Annotated in this window: 19 protein-coding genes and 1 pseudogene; 11 read left to right on the top strand and 9 right to left on the bottom strand. The window is 62.1% G+C overall.

Going from position 1 to position 19,250, the window contains the following annotated elements:
• Positions 1 to 4 precede the first annotated feature (4 nt).
• Positions 5 to 997 (top strand): ABC transporter permease, encoded by a 993-nt coding sequence (locus D5041_RS14425; protein ID WP_407702274.1) that lies wholly within the window; start codon positions 5 to 7, stop codon positions 995 to 997.
• A complete protein-coding gene (locus D5041_RS14420) occupies positions 972 to 2,048 on the top strand; it encodes a substrate-binding domain-containing protein (protein ID WP_407702273.1) in 1,077 nt (358 codons plus the stop codon). Before D5041_RS14425 ends, D5041_RS14420 begins: the two co-directional genes overlap by 26 nt.
• A 61-nt stretch (positions 2,049 to 2,109) precedes the next feature.
• Here D5041_RS14420 and D5041_RS14415 read toward each other — a convergent pair whose 3' ends face one another.
• The 6 genes from D5041_RS14415 to D5041_RS14390 form a co-directional block, all read right to left on the bottom strand.
• Positions 2,110 to 2,997: a sugar phosphate isomerase/epimerase family protein gene (locus D5041_RS14415; protein WP_265284996.1), complete on the bottom strand. Its 888-nt coding sequence runs from the start codon at positions 2,995 to 2,997 to the stop codon at positions 2,110 to 2,112.
• 66 nt (positions 2,998 to 3,063) lie between these two features.
• Positions 3,064 to 4,128 carry an ABC transporter permease gene (locus D5041_RS14410; protein WP_265284995.1) on the bottom strand — a complete coding sequence of 355 codons (1,065 nt, stop codon included), beginning with the start codon at positions 4,126 to 4,128 and terminating at the stop codon, positions 3,064 to 3,066.
• A gap of 21 nt (positions 4,129 to 4,149) precedes the next feature.
• Entirely contained in the window at positions 4,150 to 5,112 is a 963-nt protein-coding gene (locus tag D5041_RS14405) for an ABC transporter permease (RefSeq protein WP_265284994.1), read from the bottom strand.
• A gap of 28 nt (positions 5,113 to 5,140) precedes the next feature.
• On the bottom strand, positions 5,141 to 6,646 hold the full coding sequence (locus tag D5041_RS14400; RefSeq protein WP_265284993.1) for a sugar ABC transporter ATP-binding protein: 1,506 nt from the start codon (positions 6,644 to 6,646) through the stop codon (positions 5,141 to 5,143).
• 27 nt (positions 6,647 to 6,673) lie between these two features.
• The gene (locus tag D5041_RS14395; protein WP_265284992.1) at positions 6,674 to 7,663 is read right to left on the bottom strand and encodes a substrate-binding domain-containing protein; all 990 of its coding nucleotides are present in this window, start codon (positions 7,661 to 7,663) and stop codon (positions 6,674 to 6,676) included.
• Positions 7,664 to 7,944: 281 nt separating this feature from the next.
• Positions 7,945 to 8,811: a helix-turn-helix transcriptional regulator gene (locus D5041_RS14390; protein WP_265256949.1), complete on the bottom strand. Its 867-nt coding sequence runs from the start codon at positions 8,809 to 8,811 to the stop codon at positions 7,945 to 7,947.
• 119 nt (positions 8,812 to 8,930) lie between these two features.
• On the opposite strand from D5041_RS14390, the gene D5041_RS14385 reads away from it, so the two are divergent.
• A complete protein-coding gene (locus tag D5041_RS14385; RefSeq protein ID WP_201766103.1) occupies positions 8,931 to 10,163 on the top strand; it encodes an MFS transporter in 1,233 nt (410 codons plus the stop codon).
• A 235-nt stretch (positions 10,164 to 10,398) separates the two neighbouring features.
• On the opposite strand, the gene D5041_RS14380 is transcribed toward D5041_RS14385, so the two are convergent.
• A complete protein-coding gene (locus D5041_RS14380) occupies positions 10,399 to 11,160 on the bottom strand; it encodes a GntR family transcriptional regulator (protein WP_265284991.1) in 762 nt (253 codons plus the stop codon).
• 604 nt (positions 11,161 to 11,764) lie between these two features.
• Between D5041_RS14380 and D5041_RS14375 the strand changes: the two genes are divergently transcribed.
• Genes D5041_RS14375 through D5041_RS14355 form a run of 5 tightly spaced genes read left to right on the top strand, consistent with a single transcriptional unit; the run spans position 11,765 to position 15,345 of the window.
• A complete protein-coding gene (locus D5041_RS14375) occupies positions 11,765 to 12,670 on the top strand; it encodes a dihydrodipicolinate synthase family protein (protein WP_265284990.1) in 906 nt (301 codons plus the stop codon).
• A 20-nt stretch (positions 12,671 to 12,690) separates the two neighbouring features.
• Positions 12,691 to 13,536, top strand: a complete 846-nt coding sequence (locus D5041_RS14370) for an ABC transporter substrate-binding protein (protein WP_010102753.1) — start codon at positions 12,691 to 12,693, stop codon at positions 13,534 to 13,536.
• Between the two features lie 35 nt (positions 13,537 to 13,571).
• Positions 13,572 to 14,237 (top strand): amino acid ABC transporter permease, encoded by a 666-nt coding sequence (locus tag D5041_RS14365; protein WP_265281043.1) that lies wholly within the window; start codon positions 13,572 to 13,574, stop codon positions 14,235 to 14,237.
• Positions 14,238 to 14,241: 4 nt separating this feature from the next.
• Positions 14,242 to 14,898: an amino acid ABC transporter permease gene (locus D5041_RS14360; RefSeq protein WP_010102749.1), complete on the top strand. Its 657-nt coding sequence runs from the start codon at positions 14,242 to 14,244 to the stop codon at positions 14,896 to 14,898.
• A 54-nt stretch (positions 14,899 to 14,952) separates the two neighbouring features.
• Positions 14,953 to 15,345, top strand: coding sequence for an ATP-binding cassette domain-containing protein (locus D5041_RS14355; protein WP_265284989.1), 393 nt, complete (start codon positions 14,953 to 14,955; stop codon positions 15,343 to 15,345).
• On the opposite strand, the gene D5041_RS14350 is transcribed toward D5041_RS14355, so the two are convergent.
• Positions 15,333 to 16,013: an IS630 family transposase gene (locus tag D5041_RS14350; protein ID WP_265284006.1), complete on the bottom strand. Its 681-nt coding sequence runs from the start codon at positions 16,011 to 16,013 to the stop codon at positions 15,333 to 15,335. The two genes, D5041_RS14355 and D5041_RS14350, sit on opposite strands and share 13 nt — an antisense overlap.
• A complete protein-coding gene (locus D5041_RS14345; protein WP_265256950.1) occupies positions 16,010 to 16,435 on the bottom strand; it encodes a helix-turn-helix domain-containing protein in 426 nt (141 codons plus the stop codon). Before D5041_RS14345 ends, D5041_RS14350 begins: the two co-directional genes overlap by 4 nt.
• 65 nt (positions 16,436 to 16,500) lie before the next feature.
• On the opposite strand from D5041_RS14345, the pseudogene D5041_RS14340 reads away from it, so the two are divergent.
• The 3 genes and pseudogenes from D5041_RS14340 to D5041_RS14330 form a co-directional block, all read left to right on the top strand.
• Positions 16,501 to 16,872: pseudogene (locus D5041_RS14340) on the top strand (ATP-binding cassette domain-containing protein); the annotation flags it as partial.
• Between the two features lie 23 nt (positions 16,873 to 16,895).
• The gene (locus D5041_RS14335) at positions 16,896 to 17,894 is read left to right on the top strand and encodes a 4-hydroxyproline epimerase (protein WP_029554174.1); all 999 of its coding nucleotides are present in this window, start codon (positions 16,896 to 16,898) and stop codon (positions 17,892 to 17,894) included.
• A 75-nt stretch (positions 17,895 to 17,969) separates the two neighbouring features.
• Entirely contained in the window at positions 17,970 to 19,208 is a 1,239-nt protein-coding gene (locus D5041_RS14330; protein ID WP_265284988.1) for an NAD(P)/FAD-dependent oxidoreductase, read from the top strand.
• The last annotated feature ends 42 nt before the right edge of the window (positions 19,209 to 19,250 follow it).

Below are 19,250 nucleotides of genomic sequence, written 5' to 3'. Positions count from 1 at the left end.
CCCCATGTCCACGCCAGCCGCCACCACACACGCAGCACCCCCCATCGACGCCAGGCCGCAGCCGCGCTGGCGCCATCTGCTGGCCGACTACGGCATCTTCATCGCCTTTGCCGTGCTCTGCATGGTCCTGGGCATCGTGGAGGAGAGCTTCCTGACCTGGGGCAACTGGGTCAACGTGCTGCGCCAGACTTCGATCAACGCCATCTTGGCGATCGGCATGACCTGCGTCATCCTGACCCGGGGCATTGACCTGTCGGTGGGATCGCTGCTGGCGTTCTCCGGCTTGGTCGCGGCCAGCTTCGCCAGCGGCAGCAGCGCCAACCTGCCGCTCGCGCTGGCCGCGGGGCTGGGCGCCGGCTTGCTGCTGGGAATGCTCAACGGCGCGCTGGTGGCGCGGCTCTCGGTGCAGCCCTTCGTGGTCACGCTGGGCATGCTGAGCGTGGCCCGCGGGCTGACCTTCATCTACAACGACGGCATGCCGATCGCGGGTCTGGCACCGTCCATGCGTTTCATCGGCCAGGGCATGGTCGGCGACCTGCCGGTGCCGGTATTGATTCTGGCCGTCACCTTCGCGCTGTTCTGGTTCATCCTCAAATACACGGCCTTTGGCCGGTACATCTACGCCGTCGGCGGCAACGAGAAGAGCGCGCGCACCAGCGGCATCCGCACGAAGTGGGTGATCTTCTGGGTGTACGCGATCTCGGGCCTGCTGTCGGCGCTGGCCGGGATCATTCTTGCCGCGCGCACCACCTCGGCGTTGCCGCAGGCCGGCGTGGCGTACGAGCTCGACGCGATCGCCGCCGTCGTCATCGGCGGCACCAGCCTCACCGGCGGCGTCGGCACGCTCACCGGAACGCTGGTCGGGGCCCTGATCATCGGCGTCATCAACAACGGCTTGGACCTGCTGGGCGTGTCCTCGTACTACCAGCAGGTCATCAAGGGCGTGATCATCGTGGCGGCCGTGCTGCTCGATGCGTCGCGCAAGAAGCAGGCCTGAGACCTGCCTATCCCGCGAAAAAACCCAAGGAGCACAGATTGAAAAAACCACCCGCCGCGCTGCACTGGCGCTGGCACTTTCCCTGCTCGCCACCGGGCCCGCGCTGGCCCAGCAGGCGGCGAAGAAAGCCTACAAGATCGGCGCTGCGGTGTACGGCCTGAAGGCCGAGTTCATGCAACTGTGGGTCCATGCGCTCAAAGAACACCCGCTGGTCAAGGACGGCAGCGTCAAGCTCACGGTGTTCGACGGCAAGTACGACGCGCTGACGCAGAACAACCAGTTCGAGACCATGATCACGCAAAAGTACGACGGCATCCTGTTCGTGCCCATCGACGTACAGGCCGGCGCCGAGGCCGTGTCCAAGGCGAGCCAGGCGAACATCCCGGTGGTGGGATCGAACGCCCGCGTGAACAGCGACAAGCTGTTGTCGTACGTCGGATCGAACGACGTGATCGCCGGCGAAATGCAAGCCGAGGCGGTCATCCGGGCCATGGGCGGCAAGGGCAACGTGGTGATCCTCGAAGGCCCGATCGGACAGTCGGGGCAGATAGAGCGGCGCCGGGGCAACCAGAACACGCTGGCGCAATACCCCAACGTGAAATTGCTGGAAATGAAGACCGCAAACTGGTCGCGCGCCGAGGCGTTGGCGTTGACCGAAAACTGGCTCACGGCGCATGCCGGCAAGATCAACGGCATCATCGGCCAGAACGACGAGATGGCGCTCGGCGCGATCGAGGCCGTGAAGGCCAAGGGCATCGATCCCAAGAGCATTCCCACCGCCGGCATCGATGGCGTCAGCGACGCATTGCGCGCGGTCAAGGTCGGCACCATGGTCAGCGTGCTGCAGGACGCCAACGCGCAGGCCCAGGGTTCCCTCGACGTGCTGCTGCGCAAGCTGATCGGCGCTGATTACAAGCCGCGCGCGGCCCTCTGGACGCAGTACGGCACCGCGGGGCTGAAGTGGGACGACGGCGCGGCCCGGGTCTACAACATTCCATGGACCCCGATCACGCCGCAGAACGCCGACGTGCTGCTGGCGCAGCGCAGGTAATGGAGATTCCCCTGCTGCGTCAGGCGCGCACCGTGCCCAGCATGCTCGCCGACGCAGGCGCCTACTTGGCCGGCGCACAGTGCGCCAAGCCCATGCGCGCAGCATGCAAGCCCTGCACCATGAAGCCATGCGCGTGCAGCGCCAGGTCCATTCCGTCGCCCCACAGATTGCGCCAGATGGCCAGCGCGTTGGAGAGCTCCTCGTTGACCACGGTCGAAGAGAAACTTTCAAAGGTGACCACGCCCTGGTAGTCGATCAGCGCCAAGGCCTTGAAGAATTGCGCGAAGTCGATCGTGCCCGAGCCGAGGTAGCCGCGATGGCTCTCACCGATATGCACGTAGCCGAGTTGCTCCCGGCAGGCCAGCACGGGCTGCATGAAATCGACTTCTTCGATGTTCATATGGTAGGTGTCCAGGTGGACCTTCACGTTCGGGGCGCCCACTGCGTCGATCATCGCGAGCGCCTGGGTGGATGTGTTGAGCAAGTTGCTCTCGTAGCGGTTCACGACCTCGAGGCCCAGGGTGACGCCGCGCTCGCCCGCGAACGCGGCCACCCGTTTCACCGCAGCGACTGCATTGCGACGCCCTTGCACGGTGCAGGGATGCGCGTACTTGGCCATCGCGCCATACAGGATGCCGCCGAAGTAATGGCCCCCGAGGGCATGGGTGATCGAGACGCCTTCCTCCAGCAGCGCCACACCCCGGGCCACCACGTGCGGATCCTCACTCGACACGTCGGCCGCAAACGTCAGTCCCCGCGAGCAGCCGACTTGCAGCCCGTGCTCTTGCAGCAGATCGCGGGTCAGGGCCAGGTCCATGAGCTGGGAGCCGTGCAGGGAGAGTTCGATCAGGTCGTAGCCCGCGCGGCGCGTTTGGCTGATGACCCGGCGGGTGGATTCGGGGCCGAGGTCACCGGCCCAGACAAGTGCGTGGATACCGAGCGGATTCATGAAAAGGCTCCTTGGGGCAATGCGTGGAAGGACAGAGGAAAAAGGGGTCAACAGGAATGCAATGCGTCAATCCGCAGGGGCGGTGTCCGGCGCGGGCGCGCGCTGCTCGCGCCGGCGCTCCGCCAGGTAGCGGACCGCCATCACGCCCACCATGGTTGCGCCCCACATGGCCTGGGTCAGCTGCGCGTTGACGCCCAGCAGGTTCACGCCACTGGAGATGACCTGCAGCACCAGCAGCGCGACAAACAGGCCAGACACCTTGCCGAAGCCGCCAAATGGATCCACGCCGCCCAAAACGGCCGCCAGCACGGTGACCAGCAGATAGGACTGGGCGTAGCCAGCGCTCGCGGAATTGAAGCGGGCCATCATCAGGATCGCCGCGATCCAGCAGAGCAGGGTCGAGAGCGTGTAGACGCCGATCAGCACGTGGCGCGTGTTCACGCCGCAATAGCGCGTCGCCTCCAGGTTCGAGCCCAGCATGTAGACAGCCAGCCCATACCGCGTGCGCCCCAGGTAGATGGCGAGCAGCACGGACGCGCCCATGAAGATCCAGAAAGGCAGCGGGATCCCGAAGAAGGCCAACGACCCGATCATCTGGAATTCCTCGGGGAAGCCCGCGATCGGCTTGCCGCGGGTGAGCCACACGCACACCCCGTTCACCAAGGACATCGTGCCCAGGGTCACGAGGATCGGGTGCGCCTGCATATTCGCCACGAGCCAACCCGAGAGCACCCCGACGACCAGGCACAGCAAGCCGCCCAGCAGCATTGCCACGGCGATCGCCAGACCGACCTGTCCGCCAAAGTCCCCCAGGCCGCCGGTGAGCACCCAGGCCATCGCCAGAGCGGCCATATTGGTGCTGGCAATGATCGCCAAGTTGATGCCGCCGCTGATCAAGGGCAGCAGCATGGCCAAGGCGAGCAGGCCCAGCTCGGGCACCTGCAGCAGAATCGATTCGACCGTCTGCCACGTGGGGAAACGGTCCGGCAGCGCAATCGAAAAGCCCGCGCACAGGAGCAGCAACAGCGCCAGCAAACCGCCCGGCCCGCCGCTGCGCAGCCAGGCATGCGTCCGGATGCGGCGGGAAGACCCGGCAGCAGAAGCCGACAACGCGGGATCGGGCATGTCCATGGTGCTCGGGCGCTCCCGCAGTCAAGCGATGGCGTCCCTGGGGCGCCGATGCTTGCGCCCGGTGGCTGCGGCAGACGCCAGCACCACCAAGCCCAGCAATACCTGGAAGAAGTAGGGCGAGATCCCCATGAGGTTCAAGCCGTTTCGCAGCACGGCCAGGAGCACGATGCCCAGCAGCACGCCGCCCACCGTTCCGGTGCCGCCCGTGAGGCTCGCGCCCCCCAGGACGGCCGAGGCCAGCACGAACAACTCGCCCCCGACCAGCGCATTCGGAACCGATTCGCCAACGCGATGGGCCTGGACAAGGCCCGCCAGGGCGGCCAGCAGGCCGAGGTAGCCGTAGGCGAACAGGTGCACGGCCAAGAGGCGCACCCCCACGCGGCGCGCTGCTTCCGGATTGCCGCCAACGGCGTGGACCTGCCGTCCCAGTGCCGTGCGGTTCAGCAGCCAGGCGGTGAGCGCCGCCACGACCAGCAGCACCAGAATCGGCAGGGTCACGCGCACCGTGGTGTCGCCCTCGCCGCTCCACTGCCAGAGCACGACGGGGTCGCTCCACCAGGCGGGCAGGTCATAAATCGAGCGTCCGCCGGTGAAGTACATGAGCAAGGCGAAGTACAGGCTCATGGTGGAGATGGTGATGATGATCGAGGTCGCACGCAGCCTGTCGATCAGCAGGGCATTCAAGCCCCCGAGCAGCGCTCCGGTGAGCAGATTCGCGGCGATCACCAGGGGCATCGGCCAGTGCGCCCGGGTCGCCAGATACCCCGCAAGGTACTGCGCCACGGACGCTGTGGCAGCAAACGAGATGTCGATGCCACCGACCACCAAGACCACCAACAGGCCAATGGCCATGATCGCGGTGACGCAGCAGCCTTCGATCAGGTTGACCGCGTTGCCCGAACTGAGAAAGCCCGGAGCCAGCGCACCGAAGAAGAGGACGAGCACTGCGAGCAGCGCGCTGAGGTAGCCCTCGGGGGTTTTCACGGTTCGGCGCAAACGGCCGGACCACGGCTCATGCATAGACGCGCTCCCGGATCTCCGACTCGGTATGGACACCGGGAACGAATTGCCCGACCAGTCGCCCGGCACGCATGTGCAGAACCCGGTCACAGTGGAAGAAGACCTCGGGCACCTCGTCGGAAATCATCAACACGGCCACGCCCCGGTGGGCCAGCGCGTGCACGATTTCGTAGATGCCCTGCTTGTTGCCGATGTCCACCCCCACGGTGGGCGCGTCGAGGATCAGCAGCCGGGGCTCCGTGGCCAGCCACTTGGCCAGCACCACACGCTGCGCGTTCCCGCCGGACAACTGCTGGACCGGTGCATCGAGCGAGGGAATCCTGATCCGCAGGCGCTCGCACCAACTGGCGGCCATGTCCGTGCGGCGCCGTGGTGGCAACCAGCCCCAGCGATTGCTCATGCGCCCCAGCACCGCCAGGACCATGTTGTCCTGGACCGACTGGCGCATGTTCAGGCCAATGCCCAAACGGTCCTCCGGCACGTAGGCGATGCCCGCGGCAATGGCTTGCGCATTGCTGCGCACACGCAAAACCTTGCCGTTGAAAAGCAGTTCTCCGGCGTCTGGCGCGCGCATGCCGAACAGCGTCAGCGCGAGTTCCGTGCGCCCGGCCCCGAGCAAGCCGAGCAGGCCGACGATTTCGCCCGGCTTCACGTCGAAACTCAGGTCCCGGTACTCGCCTTTGCGGCTCAGTCCCTTCACCTGCAGCAGGGGCTGCGTGTCCGGGAACTGGCGCGCGTGCACGGCGTGCTCGATGCGCAAGCCGGTCATCAGTTCACCGAGCTTGCGGTCGTCGAGTTCGCGAGCGGGCCAGGTGCCCCGTTTGCGGCCGTCACGCAGCACCGTGACGCGCTCGGCGATCTCGATCACTTCGTCCAGTTTGTGACTCACGAAGACCACGGCCACGCCATCCTGTTTGAGGCGACGAACCACGGTGAGCAGCGCGTTGACTTCGGTGCGCGTCAACGACGCCGTGGGCTCATCCATGATGAGCAGCCGGGCATGGCTGGCCATGCCGCGGCAGATCGCCACCAATTGGCGCGTGGCAATGGGCAGGTCACCGACCCGCGTCTCCAGGGGCAGAGTCACCCCCAGCGCCTGCATCACCGAGCGCGCCGTTTTGCTTTGCTCTGCCGGGCGGATCCGCCGGACGCAGGAACCCAGCGCGGCCTCCAGCGCAATGTTTTCCGCGACGCTGAGGTTTGGAAACAGCGCCAGGTCCTGGTAGATGACCTGAATTCCGAGCGCCTTCGACAAGGCCGGCGTGAGCCGCGCATGGCGCTTGCCGTCGATCTCGAGCACGGCCCCCGGTTCGGGCCGATGAATCCCCGCCAAGACCTTGATCGTGGTTGACTTGCCGCTGCCGTTCTCGCCCATCAGGCAGTGCACTTCAGCGGGGAAAACCTCCCAGTCCAACGCATGCAGCGCCGTTGACCCGCCAAACTTCATCGTCACGTTCGAGATGGAGATGAAGGGCGCGCTGGCGCTTGATGGGTTCACGTCAGCCAATGTGCAGCCCAGGTTCTCTTACAGGCCCATGCCGACCAGGCGGTCGATGGATTCCTTGTTGATGGTCTCGAGCTTTTGACCCAGGATGCTGCGACGCTCTTTGTCGACAAGCACCTTGCCCAGGCCCTGGATCTCCATGCCATCGCTCGGCTCCTGGCCATCCATCAGCATCTTGCCGACGCGCACGATGACCTCGCCGGCGAGCGACGGATTCCAGATGAAGCCCTCGCGGATGGCACCGGCCTTGACCAACTTGGCGCCCTGGCCCGGGGAGAACGGGCCCACGACGGCGACCTTGTCCGTCTTTCCGGCCTCGAGAACCGCACGGCCTGCGCCGATGGGGCCTTGGCTGCCGAAGGCCAGGAAACCCTTGAGGTCGGGGTGCGCGCGCATCAGGTCTTGCGCCGTGCGATGCGACTCGTCGAGGTTCTCGGCAACGCCAAAACGGTCGGCGACCAACTGCATCTTCGGAAAATTCTTCTTTTGGTGGGCGATGGCGGCGTCTGCCCAGGCGTTGTGCAACGGCACCGTCAGCGATCCCACGAACACGGCGTATTTGCCTTGGCCTGCCATGGCCTTGGCCAGCGATTCCATATGCCGCTCACCGAAGCCGGCGACCGTCGTCAGCTCGATGTTCCAGTCCGCCCCCTTTTGCTCCGGGGACTCGTGCGTGATGATCTTGATGCCCGCATCCCTGGCGCGCTTGAACACCGGCTCCAGGGCCTTGGCGTCGTTGGGCACCACGGCGATCACCTTGCTCTTTCGGGCGATCAGGTCTTCCACTGCGCGCACTTGCTGCGCGGCATCGGCTTCGGTCGGCCCGATCATGCCGGCTTGCACGCCGAGCTCGCTGCCGGCCTTCCGGATCCCTTGCTCCATGGCGTTGAACCATGGAATGCCGCCGATCTTCACGACCACCGACACGTCCTCGGCCGCTGCCAGGCTGCTGCCCACCCATAGCACGGTGAACGCCAGCAGGCGGGCGCTGCGCTTGAATGCGTGCTTCATTTTTTTGTCTCCATCCGGTTTCTTCAAGAGGCGTTCCTGCCCGTGGGAAGGGCCGATCGGTGCGCCAGATAGCGCTTTCGCTCCCGAGTCGTTCGGAGAACACAACCGATTGTGCAACTATAGGTGCAGGACTCGGGCGCGCGATCCGTGCTAACCCTGAAGCGGGAATGCGGGGTAAAAAAATTCAGCCGATGGCTGTTTGAATGAGGCGACAACTATCCTGACACGCGCCGGTGCGGGATGGTCGGGTGTCTTGGGCGTTTGGGCATCAACGAGGGATATCACCGAGTTGATTTCGGCTCTCCGACACCGTCTGCCAGCCAATTCTCAAACGCCAGGCTTTCAGGCTTGTCGTTCAACGCCGCATAGTAGATCAGGCGCAGATGGCGGTTTTCGTCAATCGTCAGCATGGTGCTCTCGAACTCCACTTGGCCGATGCCCTTGATCCGAAGATGGGGAAAGTCTCTGTGGGGTCCATGGATGTCCTGTTGTTGCCACCACGTCTTGAAATCGGGATCGACCTTTTCAAGGTCCTTGATCAGTGCGCAGATGTCGGGTTCCTGAGTCGCCTTGACGAAATCCTGCCGGAAGCGCGACAGCAACTGCAGCGCTTGTTCTTCCCATGGGTCGAAAAGTTCACGGGTGGCGGGATCAGTGAACAGCAACCACAACAGGTTGCGCCGCCCCGGCAAGCAGGAATCGAAATGGAAGACGCGCTCTGCAGCGGCATTCCATGCCAGAACGTCCCACCTCAGGTTGAGGACATAGGCCGGCCGCAGGACAAGGTCGCCCATCAGGCGGTGTACCAATTGCGGCACCACGCACCACGTTTTGCCAGGTTCCGGGGGCGGGCGCTGCTGGGTCAGCAGAAACAGGTAGCGACGTTCAGCCGCGTCCAGCTTCAGTACCCGCGACAGGCTTTCCAGGAAGGCGACAGATACGCTGATACCGCGTCCCTGCTCCAGCCACGTGTACCAGGTCAACCCGACGCCCGCGAGGGCGGCGACCTCTTCGCGTCGCAGACCAGGCGTGCGGCGACGGTTACATGAGGGCAATCCCACGTCTGCAGGCGTCAGCCGCTCTCGGCGGCTCCGAAGAAACTCGGACAGGTCACTGCGGGTGCGCTCCATGTTTCGAATGAGACTCATTCCATCACCTCTAGTAGCAGCATAAGTAGCTAAATTGTAATCCCCATAACATGTGAGCAGAATCCGTACAGAGCCGTCCCAGAAGCCGAAAGGGTTTCGCAAACGAGCGCACTCGCCCGGTGCAACTGAGTTCCTTCCCTGTTCTATGGAATACCGCCATGTCCGTAAAGTCCCAATCACCCGTCTACCTGATCGCGCTCGGCTCATTCGCACTGGGCATGGCGTCCTATGTCATGGCCGGCCTGATCCCCATGATCGAGCATGCCTTTGCGGTGCCCGTCGCCATTGCGGCGCAACTGGTTACCGCGTTCACGCTGGCCTACGGAGTAGGTTCGCCCGTCGTCGTCGCGCTGCTGCCCGCCCATCGACAGCGTGGGGGCCTGTTGTTGGCGCTCGGACTCTTTGTGCTGGCCAACGCGGCCAGTGCGGTAACGACGAACTTCACGCTGCTGTTGGCCTTTCGGGCCATTGCTGGCGTTGGTGCCGGCGTGTATCTGGCCACGGGCATCGCGGCATCGACGGCCCTTTCGCGGCCAGAGCAACGCGGCAAATCCATCGCCGTCATCATGGGGGGGATGGCCAGCGGCACGGTTCTGGGTGTCCCATTGAGCCTGCTGCTGGCCGAGCGCCTGGGCTGGGCATCGGCACTCTGGCTGGTCGCCGCCTTGGGACTGATCGCCTGGCTCGGACTCGCGTTGCGGCTGCCCGCGCTAGCCGCAGCGCCATCCGTTCCTCTGAAGCGCAAACTGGCCCTGCTGACGGACGGGCATGTGATGGTCATCTTGCTGGTTTCGTTGCTTGCAGCGATTGCCAGCCTGGGGATGTACACCTTCATCGCCCCCTTGCTGGCGGCACCCGAATATGGCGACATTCATTCCGTGACGCCCTATCTGTGGGCGTGGGGCGTCGGTGGCGTCCTTGGAAGCTTCCTGATCGGCCCCTTGGTGGACCGAATCAAAGGACCGACACTGACGCTAAGCATCATGGTCATCCTGGCCGCCGCGCTGCTCCTTCTGCCTGCGGCGGCATCCAGCGGGGCCTGGCTCGTGATGCTTCCCATCGCCATTTGGGGCGCTGTCGGCTGGGCGCTGCAAGTTCCCCAGAACAACGAGTTGATCAAAGCGCGAGAGTCGCAAGGCGATGGCAACTTGGCGATTGCGCTGAATGAGTCCGCGCTCTATCTGGGCAGTGCCATCGGTGCCGCCGTGGGAGGCTTCCTGCTGATTCTGCACTGGCCGGTCTGGATCTTGGCGAGCGGCGCAGGTGCCGTGGCCGTCCTGGGGGCCTCGATACAAATGCTGAACATGCGCCTGACTTTCTCCAAGAGCCGCTGCGAAGCAAGTTCTCGCTGACCTGATTCATGATCGCGCAGGCGTCGCAGCAAATTGAACGCATCCGACTGCTTGGCCCGTCCGCGTTTGCCCTGCTCCTTGACACGCTGCGGGTTGAGCGCTTGCCCCTCATCCAACAGGGCACGGTAGCGTCTTATCCAACGCAGCAGTTGGCCTGACTGCACCGCAGTGATTCCCTGTGTGCGAGCCCGTTCGCAGCCTCGATGCGCTGCCAGCAGCATGGCCAAAGCGACAACTATCTTGACACGTGCCGGACAGGTGCTTCGTCGAGCAATCGGTCAACGATGGCGATGATTTGCTCTGCAGCGTCGGCAATGTGCTGCTCCAACGCTTTCTGGGCCTTGTCTGCCTGGCGCTGACGACACAGCACAATCAAGGCCAGGTGCTCGCCGTGTGCTTGTTCTCGGATGGGCGCGTTGACCACCTGGAATCGAAAATAACGCTCCGATTTTTCATGCAAGGTGCGTATCACGTTCATTGCGGCAGGTCGGCGCGCAGCGCTGTATAGCAGTTCGTGCAGTTCCCAGTTGAGCGTTCCCCATTCCTGCGCACCAGCAGTGTCCATCTGCTCAACCAGCCGCTCGCCCCGGTCAAGTTCCGCCATGGAGATGCGCATTGCAGATTCATGGAACAGCCAAGGCTCCAGACGCAGACGCAGGTCAAAGAACTCCCTGACTTCGTCCTTCGACAGCATCGAGACATATGCGCCCTTGTGAGGATACAGGTCGACCAGTCCCTCCGAACTCAGCAAACGGATCGCCTCCCGCAATGGAATGCGACTGACACCAAGCTCTTCGGCCAGCGCCTCCTGCCGCAGGGGAGAACCTGGTGCGATTTGCCCTGAGAGGATTTTCGACCGAAGCTCGCCGACCACCAGTTCCACAGCCGTTTTTCGCACAACGCGGTCAATATGGATACGGGCCGATCCGTCTTGCTCAAATGCGGATGGGGACGACGTCGGTTTGAGAACCTTGGTTTCAGTAGATTGCATCGGCATGTTGGCTCGTCTGGGCGCGGGTTCGTTTCAAGGATATAGCACATTTCAGCCATGGAATTCGAGAGCATGGACCGGGGTGGGTATTTCGGTGAGCGTGACTGCCCGTTTCGGTGACGTGATCGAGGGGCGATTGATCATCGTTTGAAGGCGGTCCCAGCCTTGTCACAAGGGGGCTGGTACGGGTGTTGCGCATGTACCCCCACCGGGCCGGAACCGCCCGCAGATCGCTGTAGCTGCTGGCAACGTCGTCGCGTCCTTCGAGGGCGGAGCCGCCGCAGAGCCAGGCCAAGCGCGACCGCAGCGACTGCCCGCTGGTGCAGCCACCATCCGCTTGCGTTGGCTCATCACCAAGCAGGCAGCTACGAAATGGAGTGCCATACCCACCGGGAAATCTCTCCAAGTTGTTGATTTTATTGGGATTGAATGGGGGAAGTGACAAACTTGGGTCAGATTTTGTCGCGCGCTTCAGGCTCAGGGAACATAGTGAAAACCCCAATGTAAATGGCGATTTTCCCGTGCTTCAATCGATAATATATTGTATCCAATCTGCAATTGGATCCCCTCCGCACCCTGCGGCAACCCGCTCCTGAAAGGACTAGCGCTGATGACCCCCATCGACTGGAAAGGCGTCTTCCCCGCCGTGACGACCAAGCTCAACGCCGACTTCACACTGGACGTCGATGCCATCAAGGCGGGCCTCGAACGCCTGATCGACGCCGGCGTCGGCGGCGTTGTGATGATGGGCATGGTGGGCGAGAACGCCCAACTCTCCCCCGAAGAAAAGCGGACCGTTCTGCGCACAGCCAAGGAAGCAGTCAGAGGTCGCGTGCCCATCGTCTCCGGGTTGGCCGAAACCAGCACCGAAAAAGCCGTCGCTTTCGCCAAGGAAGCTGAAAAGATGGGCGTGGACGGCCTAATGGTTTTCCCCGGCCTGACCTATAAGTCGGACACCTACGAAACCGTCGAGTTCTACAAAACGGTGGCGCGCGCCAGTGGGCTGGCCATTCTTCTCTACAACAACCCGCGCGGCTATGGCGTCGATCTCACTCGCGACGTGATTGCGCAACTGCTGGAGGAAAAGACCATCGTCGCGATCAAGGAGGAGTCCTATGAAACCCATCGCATCACCGACCTGATCTCGCGCTTCGGGGATCGACTGGCTGTCGTCTGCGGCGTTGACAACCTCATCGTTGAAAGCGCGGCGCTGGGCGTCACTTGCTGGGTTTCGGGTATGGCCAATGCCACGCCAAAGGCAGCAGTCGAGTTGTTGAAACTCCTTGTCGCAGGCGACTTTGGCAAGGCCCGCCGACTCTACGCGGCCCTGGATCCGCTGTTCCTCCTGGACACCGTTGTCAAACTCGTACAGCACATCAAGTTGGCCGAGAACATCGCCAGCGGGACAGCAGAAACCGTGAAGCCACCCCGGCTGAACTTGGTGGGTGAGGAACGCGATCACACGATTGCCATCACCAAAAAGACCCTGGCTGACCTCAAGTCGCTGGAATATTGAACGCAACGGGATGAAAAATCATGAAACTGAAATCACTCCAAGTGCGGGCCGCAGCCATTGCTGTGACGATCGCCGCGGGCGCCATGTCGTCAGGCGCGGCCTTGGCGCAATCTTCGTCCACGCTGGACAAGATCCTGGCTACCAAGACGCTGCGCTGCGGCGTCCAACTCGACTTTCCACCAGCCGGTTTCAGAACTGCGCAAAACGAGCCGGAAGGCTACGACGTCGCCTATTGCAAGGACATGGCGAAGTCGCTGGGCGTCACGGCCCAGATCGTCGAAACGCCGTCCGCAGAACGGATCCCGGCGCTCGTGTCAAACCGCATTGACGTTTTAGTTGCTTCCACTTCGGTGACTCCACAGCGCGCCATGACGGTGGCGTTCTCGCAGCCGTATGTCAGTTTCATTAATGTCGTGCTGACGACCAAGGATTCGGGCGTCCAAAAATTCGATGATCTGAAGGGCCGCTCGGTTGGTGGCGTCACCGGAACCACCACGGAGCAGGAATTGCGGGCCCGCTTCGATCAGTGGAAGAACCCGAAAGGCAAGTTCACCGGCTACGGCAGCGAGTCGGAAACCTACCTCGCGTTGACACAGAGGAAGATCGACGGCGTGATCGTGAGCGCGGGCACTGCGGGCGCGCTGATCAAGAGCGGCCAATTTCCCAGTCTGGTGACGAAGGGGCCTGCGCCGTCGCCAGCCGACTTGGCGGGCATCGCCGTGCGCAAGTCAGATACAGATCTGATGCGCTGGGTGAACGTGTTTGTCTGGAACCAGGTCCGCACGGGTCGCTACAAGGAACTTTACGCGACTTACTTCGGCGACGGCAAGGCCCCTGCGCTGAACGTTGAAGGCGTTGACTACTGACACTTCCTCACCGCTTGATTAAAACGGATCACCCCATGTTTTATTACACGTTCTACTGGTCCGTTGTCTGGAACAAACTGCCTGTCTTGCTGGAAGGCGCGGTGCTGACCATTGAGGCTACTGCGCTGTCCATGCTCATCGGGACTTGCCTTGCATTGCCGCTCGCGCTGATGCGCCGGCGCAGCGCCGGCCCAGCGCACTACTTCGCTACCGCGTGGGTAGAAGTGTCGCGCAATACGCCTGCGCTGTTCCAGATTTATATGGCTTATTTCGGACTGGGTGCGATCGGAATTGACATTCCAAGCTTCGCCGCGTTGCTGGTGGCCATCAGCTTTAACAACGCGGGCTACCTGGCAGAAATCTTCCGCGGTGGACTCGCCTCTGTTGCGCCTACGCAAATGGCTGCGGCCCGCTCGCTGGGCCTGTCCACGCCACGAACCTATCTGCACGTGATCTTTCCGCAGGTTTTTGTGTTGGTTTTTTTCCCGTTCATCAATCAGCTGAACTGGGCGCTGCTCAATACGTCGCTCGGTTCGATCATCGGGGTCCGTGAACTGACCGGGGCGACGCAGGCAGCGCAATCAGAATCGTTCCGTACCTTTGAGTTCTTCATCGTCGCGGCCGCCATCTATTACATGATCTCAAAGCTGATCACTTTGGGTGCGCGTCTGTCGGCTTGGCGCCTTCTGAGTCAGGGGTAGAAGCATGCAATTTCAGCTTGCATATTCCGAACTCCAGTGGTCTGACCTGCAGTTTGTGCTGCAGGGACTCTGGCGGACGATCCTGCTGACCGTTCTCGCGGGAGTCTTCGGCACGCTACTGGGTGGTGTCATCGGCTGGGCGCGCGAAAGCAGTGCTGCCGCTCGTCATCTTCTGGCACCGTACGTGGACGTGACCCGGAGCATTCCGCTCATTATCCAGTTCATCCTGATCAACAGTGCATTCGCGGCCTTCGGTTCAGCGCTCGAACCGTTGGAAATTGGCGTGCTCACCTTGAGCCTTTACATGGCGGTGCTGACGTCTGAACTGGTCCGATCGGGACTGCGCTCGGTGCGACCAGAGTTGAAGAAGGCGTCGCGTTCACTGGGTATGTCGTACTGGCAGGAACTTCGCCTCGTATCGATGCCGCTCGCAGTGCGCACGGTGTTTCCTGGCTGGATCGGCACTTTGATCGGTCTGGCGAAGGACACCGCACTGGTCAGCGTCGTGGGGTACATCGAATTACTGCGTGCCGCTCAAATCCTGATCACACGCACCAACGAAGCGCTGCTGTTGCTTACCGGCGTTGGTGTCGCTTACTTCCTCATTTGCTACCCGATTTCCCACTACAGCCTGGCCGTGGAACGGAGGATGGAAGCATGAGTTGGCCAGTGCCTTTTGCTCTTTTCATCTGTTTTTCAGCTCGGAGTATTCGTCATGATTGAAATCAAGGCTGTCCGCAAGTCCTTCGGGGCGATCGAGGTGATCAGAGGAATCGACCTCACCATTGAGCGCGGTGAAGTGCTCTGTTTGATCGGTGCGAGCGGTTCGGGTAAATCAACCCTCTTGCAATGCATTAATAGTCTTGAGCCGATTCAAGGGGGGCAGATCGTTGTTGACGGCATAGACGTACATGGCAAATCCACTGATCTGAACAAGCTTCGCCAGAAGCTTGGCATCGTATTCCAGCAGTACAACGCCTTTCCGCATCTGACGGCACTGGAGAACGTTGCGCTGGCCCCGCGTGTCGTGAAGAAGATGCCTCGTGCCCAGGCACTGGAGTTGGCGCGTGAACATCTAGTACAGACGCCTAGGAGTTATGAAACATAATGGCGTCCCAATTTTTCATCCGCATCCTGCCGCGTGAACTTCCACTCAATGGTTCGCCGCTGAGCGTTTCTAGCCTGCTGCCACGCATCGACTTCGTCTCGCAGAAATTCTCGACTGCCCATCCGTCGGTCCAAGCACTGACGACTCAGGACGCTGATTTCAACCTCGGCCATGTTCAGCCAACTGGCGTGTTTGGGGGTGTAGTGAAAGTCCACTCGGCGCAAGAGCTTGTCTGCCGCTGTCTTGCCCAGCACGTCCTCGAAGGACTTTCTGAAGTGTGTGTTCAGATTGTCCAAAACCAGATGAACCCGGCGCGCATTGGCGTAGTTGTTCGTCAGCAACTCTTGGACGAACGCTACGAAATCCACCTTGCACCGGCGTTCAGTCACCGTGACTACGCGCCTGCCTGCCTTGGGTTCGACAGCCACAAACAGATTGCTCGTGCCCTTACGCACATATTCGTAGTCCACCTTGGCAGGACTGCCCCGATCCATCGGCAGCGGTGCACGGCTGTGCTCGACGAGTTGAAGACTCTTCTCGTCGATGCAGATCACTGGCTCAGTTGCCCGCAGCGGCTTGGCGTACAGCCTAAGCACGTTGTACATGCGCCGCCGGTACTCTTGCGTCAGCAGGCCGATGCACCACATCACCCTGCGCCAGGGTTTCAAGTAGTTTTTTTTAGTATGCGTCGCACGGTATCCCGACCCATGCAACTGAGGCCAGGCTCTTGGCGTATAGCGTGTTCGAGCTCCATCAGCGTCCAGCGGTTGCGCCCCGAAGGAGGTGCCGAACAAGCCAGCGCCACCACCCGCGCTTCGTCGTCCGTGTCGTACTTGCAAGGCCCACCTGAGCGCTTCAAATCGAACAGCGCCAACGTTAGTCCACCTTCCAGATACGCCAAGCGTGTGCGCCACACAGTGGTCCTCCCTATCCCCAGCACGGCCATGATCTGGGACTCCGGAACGTTCTGATCTAAGCACCACAGCACATGCGCACGGTTGACCTCTCGCGAATGATGCAGTCCCTTGCTGCGCATCTTGCCCACCGTTTTGCGGTCTTTGTTGGTCAAGTGCAGTTCGGTCTGGCGCATAGCAACACCCCTGGTCATCAATTGGTGATCGCATGATTTTACTCATGTTCCATGAATCCTAGGCGTCGGTACTAGCCTACGTAGGCCTCGGAGCGCGCGCGGACCTGCGCCCCGCCAAACTCTCCGGCGGACAGCAGCAGCGTCTGGCCATTGCCCGCGCGCTGGCGATGAAGCCGGACTACATGCTTTTTGACGAAGTGACCTCTGCGCTTGATCCCGAACTCGTCGGCGAAGTGCTCGACACGATGCGCAACTTGAAGGCAACAGGCATGACCATGATCGTGGTCACGCACGACATCGCGTTCGCCCGAGAAAGCGGCGATCGCGTGGCGTTCTTCGATCGGGGAACCCTGTGCGAGGTCGGCCCTGCCAAGCAGGTGATCAATGAGCCGCGCGAAGAGCGTACGCGCCAGTTCCTGCAGCGCGTCCTGAACTGAACCCCTTCCATGAAAGGCCGAGTATGAACCACACCTTCTTCTGTATTGATGGCCACACCTGTGGCAATCCGGTACGTCTCGTCTCTGGAGGTGCGCCCGCACTCGTCGGCAATACCATGATCGAGCGGCGCGCACACTTCGAGCGCAACTTTGACTGGATCCGCACGGCACTGATGTTCGAACCGCGTGGCCACGAAGGGATGTCCGGAACCATCCTGTACCCGCCAACACGGCCGGATTGCGACGTTGCCATTTTGTTCATCGAGGTGAGCGGCTGCTTGGCGATGTGCGGCCATGGAACGATCGGAACCGTCACGTTCATCATCGAGCATGGCCTGGTGCAGCCGCGTGAGCCGGGTGTTCTGCGGCTGGATACGCCCGCTGGCTTGGTGCTTGCGCACTACACCCTCAATGGTGAACACGTCGATTCAGTTCGCTTGACCATCGTGCCCTCCTTCCTGCATTCCTGCGATTTGTCGGTAGAGATGGACGGCTTGGGACCCGTCCGATTCGATGTCGCCTACGGTGGCAATTTCTACGCGATTATCGAGAGCCAGCCGGCGTATGCCGACCTGGAAGCACTCACGCCCTCGGACATTCAACGCCTGAGCCCGGCGCTGCGCCGGAGAGCAAACGAAAAATACCGCTTTGTTCACCCGGAGACGCCGGAGATTCAAGGCCTGTCCCATGTGATGTGGACGGGCAAGCCGCGCATGGCGGGCGCTTGCGCGCGCAATGCGGTGTTCTATGGCGACAAGGCAATCGACCGCTCTCCTTGTGGAACGGGAACGTCGGCGCGGATGGCTCAGTTGGTGGCCAAGGGTCAATTGGGTATTGGCGACAAATTCGTCCACGAAAGCATCATCGGCACCACCTTTAACGGCGTGGCCCTGGAGCGCGTGAAGGTGGGCGACTACGAGGGCATCCGTCCGAGTGTCGAAGGTTGGGCGCGGGTGACCGGGCTCAACACGATCTTCGTCAATGATCGGGACCCGCTCCACAACGGTTTCCTGCTCAAGTGAACGCTCGGCCGAGCACTGTCTGCCATCGCAGCGCCGTCGTGACAACACACAAGTACACAGAAAGGTCGGCGCGCAATGGCTGAGTTGATCATCGTGGGCGCCGGCGTTGTCGGCCTGAGTTGTGCTTGGTCAGCGCAACGCCGGGGTTTTCAGGTGACCTTGGTCGATCGTGATTTCGAGGGCGACCGGGCCTCCCATGGCAACGCTGGCGCGATCGCCGTGAGTGAATGCGCGCCTCTGAACCTGTCCGGTCTGGGCCTCAGGCCGTTGCGCTGGCTGCTTGACCCACTGGGGCCATTGGCGGTGCGTGCCAGCCACGCGCCGAAGTTGCTGCCCTGGTTCTTGGCGCTGCGCAAAGTGGCGGAGCCTGCGAACTATCTGCGCATCGCGAATGCGCTTGCAGCGCTGAACAAGCGGTCGCTGCGGGACTTCGAAGCTGTGCTGGCAGACACGGGCATGGGCGGGGATCTGCACAAGCGGGGCGCACTGACAGTCTACGAGACGAGCCAGGCCTTTAGCGGCGATGCCGAGGAATGGCGGCTCAAACGCGCGCTCGGCGTACGCTGGCGATCCGTTGACGCGGCCGAGTTGCAAGCGCTTGAGCCCAACTTGGCACCCGTGTTCCAGCACAGCGTGATGCTGGAGGATTGGGCCCACATCGACGATCCGCAGCGAATCGTCATGGGCCTTCGTGAACGGGTTCGGGCCTTGGGCGCCCAGTTCGTCACGGGCAGTGCAACGAGCCTGAATCTCGGCAACGCTTCCAAGCCGGCCGTCGATCTCGAAGGAGGCCAAAGCGTTGTGGGTGACAAGGTCGTGGTGGCAGGCGGCGCCTGGTCCGCCCGCCTTGCGAAGACCATCGGCGACCGAGCCCTCCTGGAAAGCGAGCGCGGCTACAACACCACCCTTCCAGCAAGCGCAAGCCTTCTGAATCGCGAAGTGATCTTTGCGGAGCACAAGTTCGTGGCAACGCCCCTGGCCATTGGGCTTCGCATCGGTGGAGCAGCAGAATTCGCCGGTCTCGAAGCGGCGCCCAACTACCGGCGCAGCGACGCGTTGCTGTGGCTTGCCCGCAAATACCTGCTTGGTCTGGGCGAGAGCAATCCCACGCAGTGGATGGGACACCGTCCCGCGACACCGGATTCGCTCCCTGTCATCGGCGCTTCGCCGAAAAACGCAAGCGTGCTCTACGCCTTCGGACATGGGCATCTCGGTCTCACGCAGTCGGCGACGACGGGCGAGTTGATTGGAAACATCCTCGCAAACGAGAAGACGCCGATCGACATGTCGCCGTACGCGATCGAGCGCTTCTGACAGGTAGCCCGCACAGCTTTCCCCGCCCTTTCTTCGGCGCTT

The sequence above is a fragment of the Verminephrobacter aporrectodeae subsp. tuberculatae genome (genome assembly GCF_026127385.1).
Classification (GTDB): domain Bacteria; phylum Pseudomonadota; class Gammaproteobacteria; order Burkholderiales; family Burkholderiaceae_C; genus Acidovorax; species Acidovorax aporrectodeae.
This window is presented reverse-complemented; position numbering and strand designations above follow the sequence as displayed.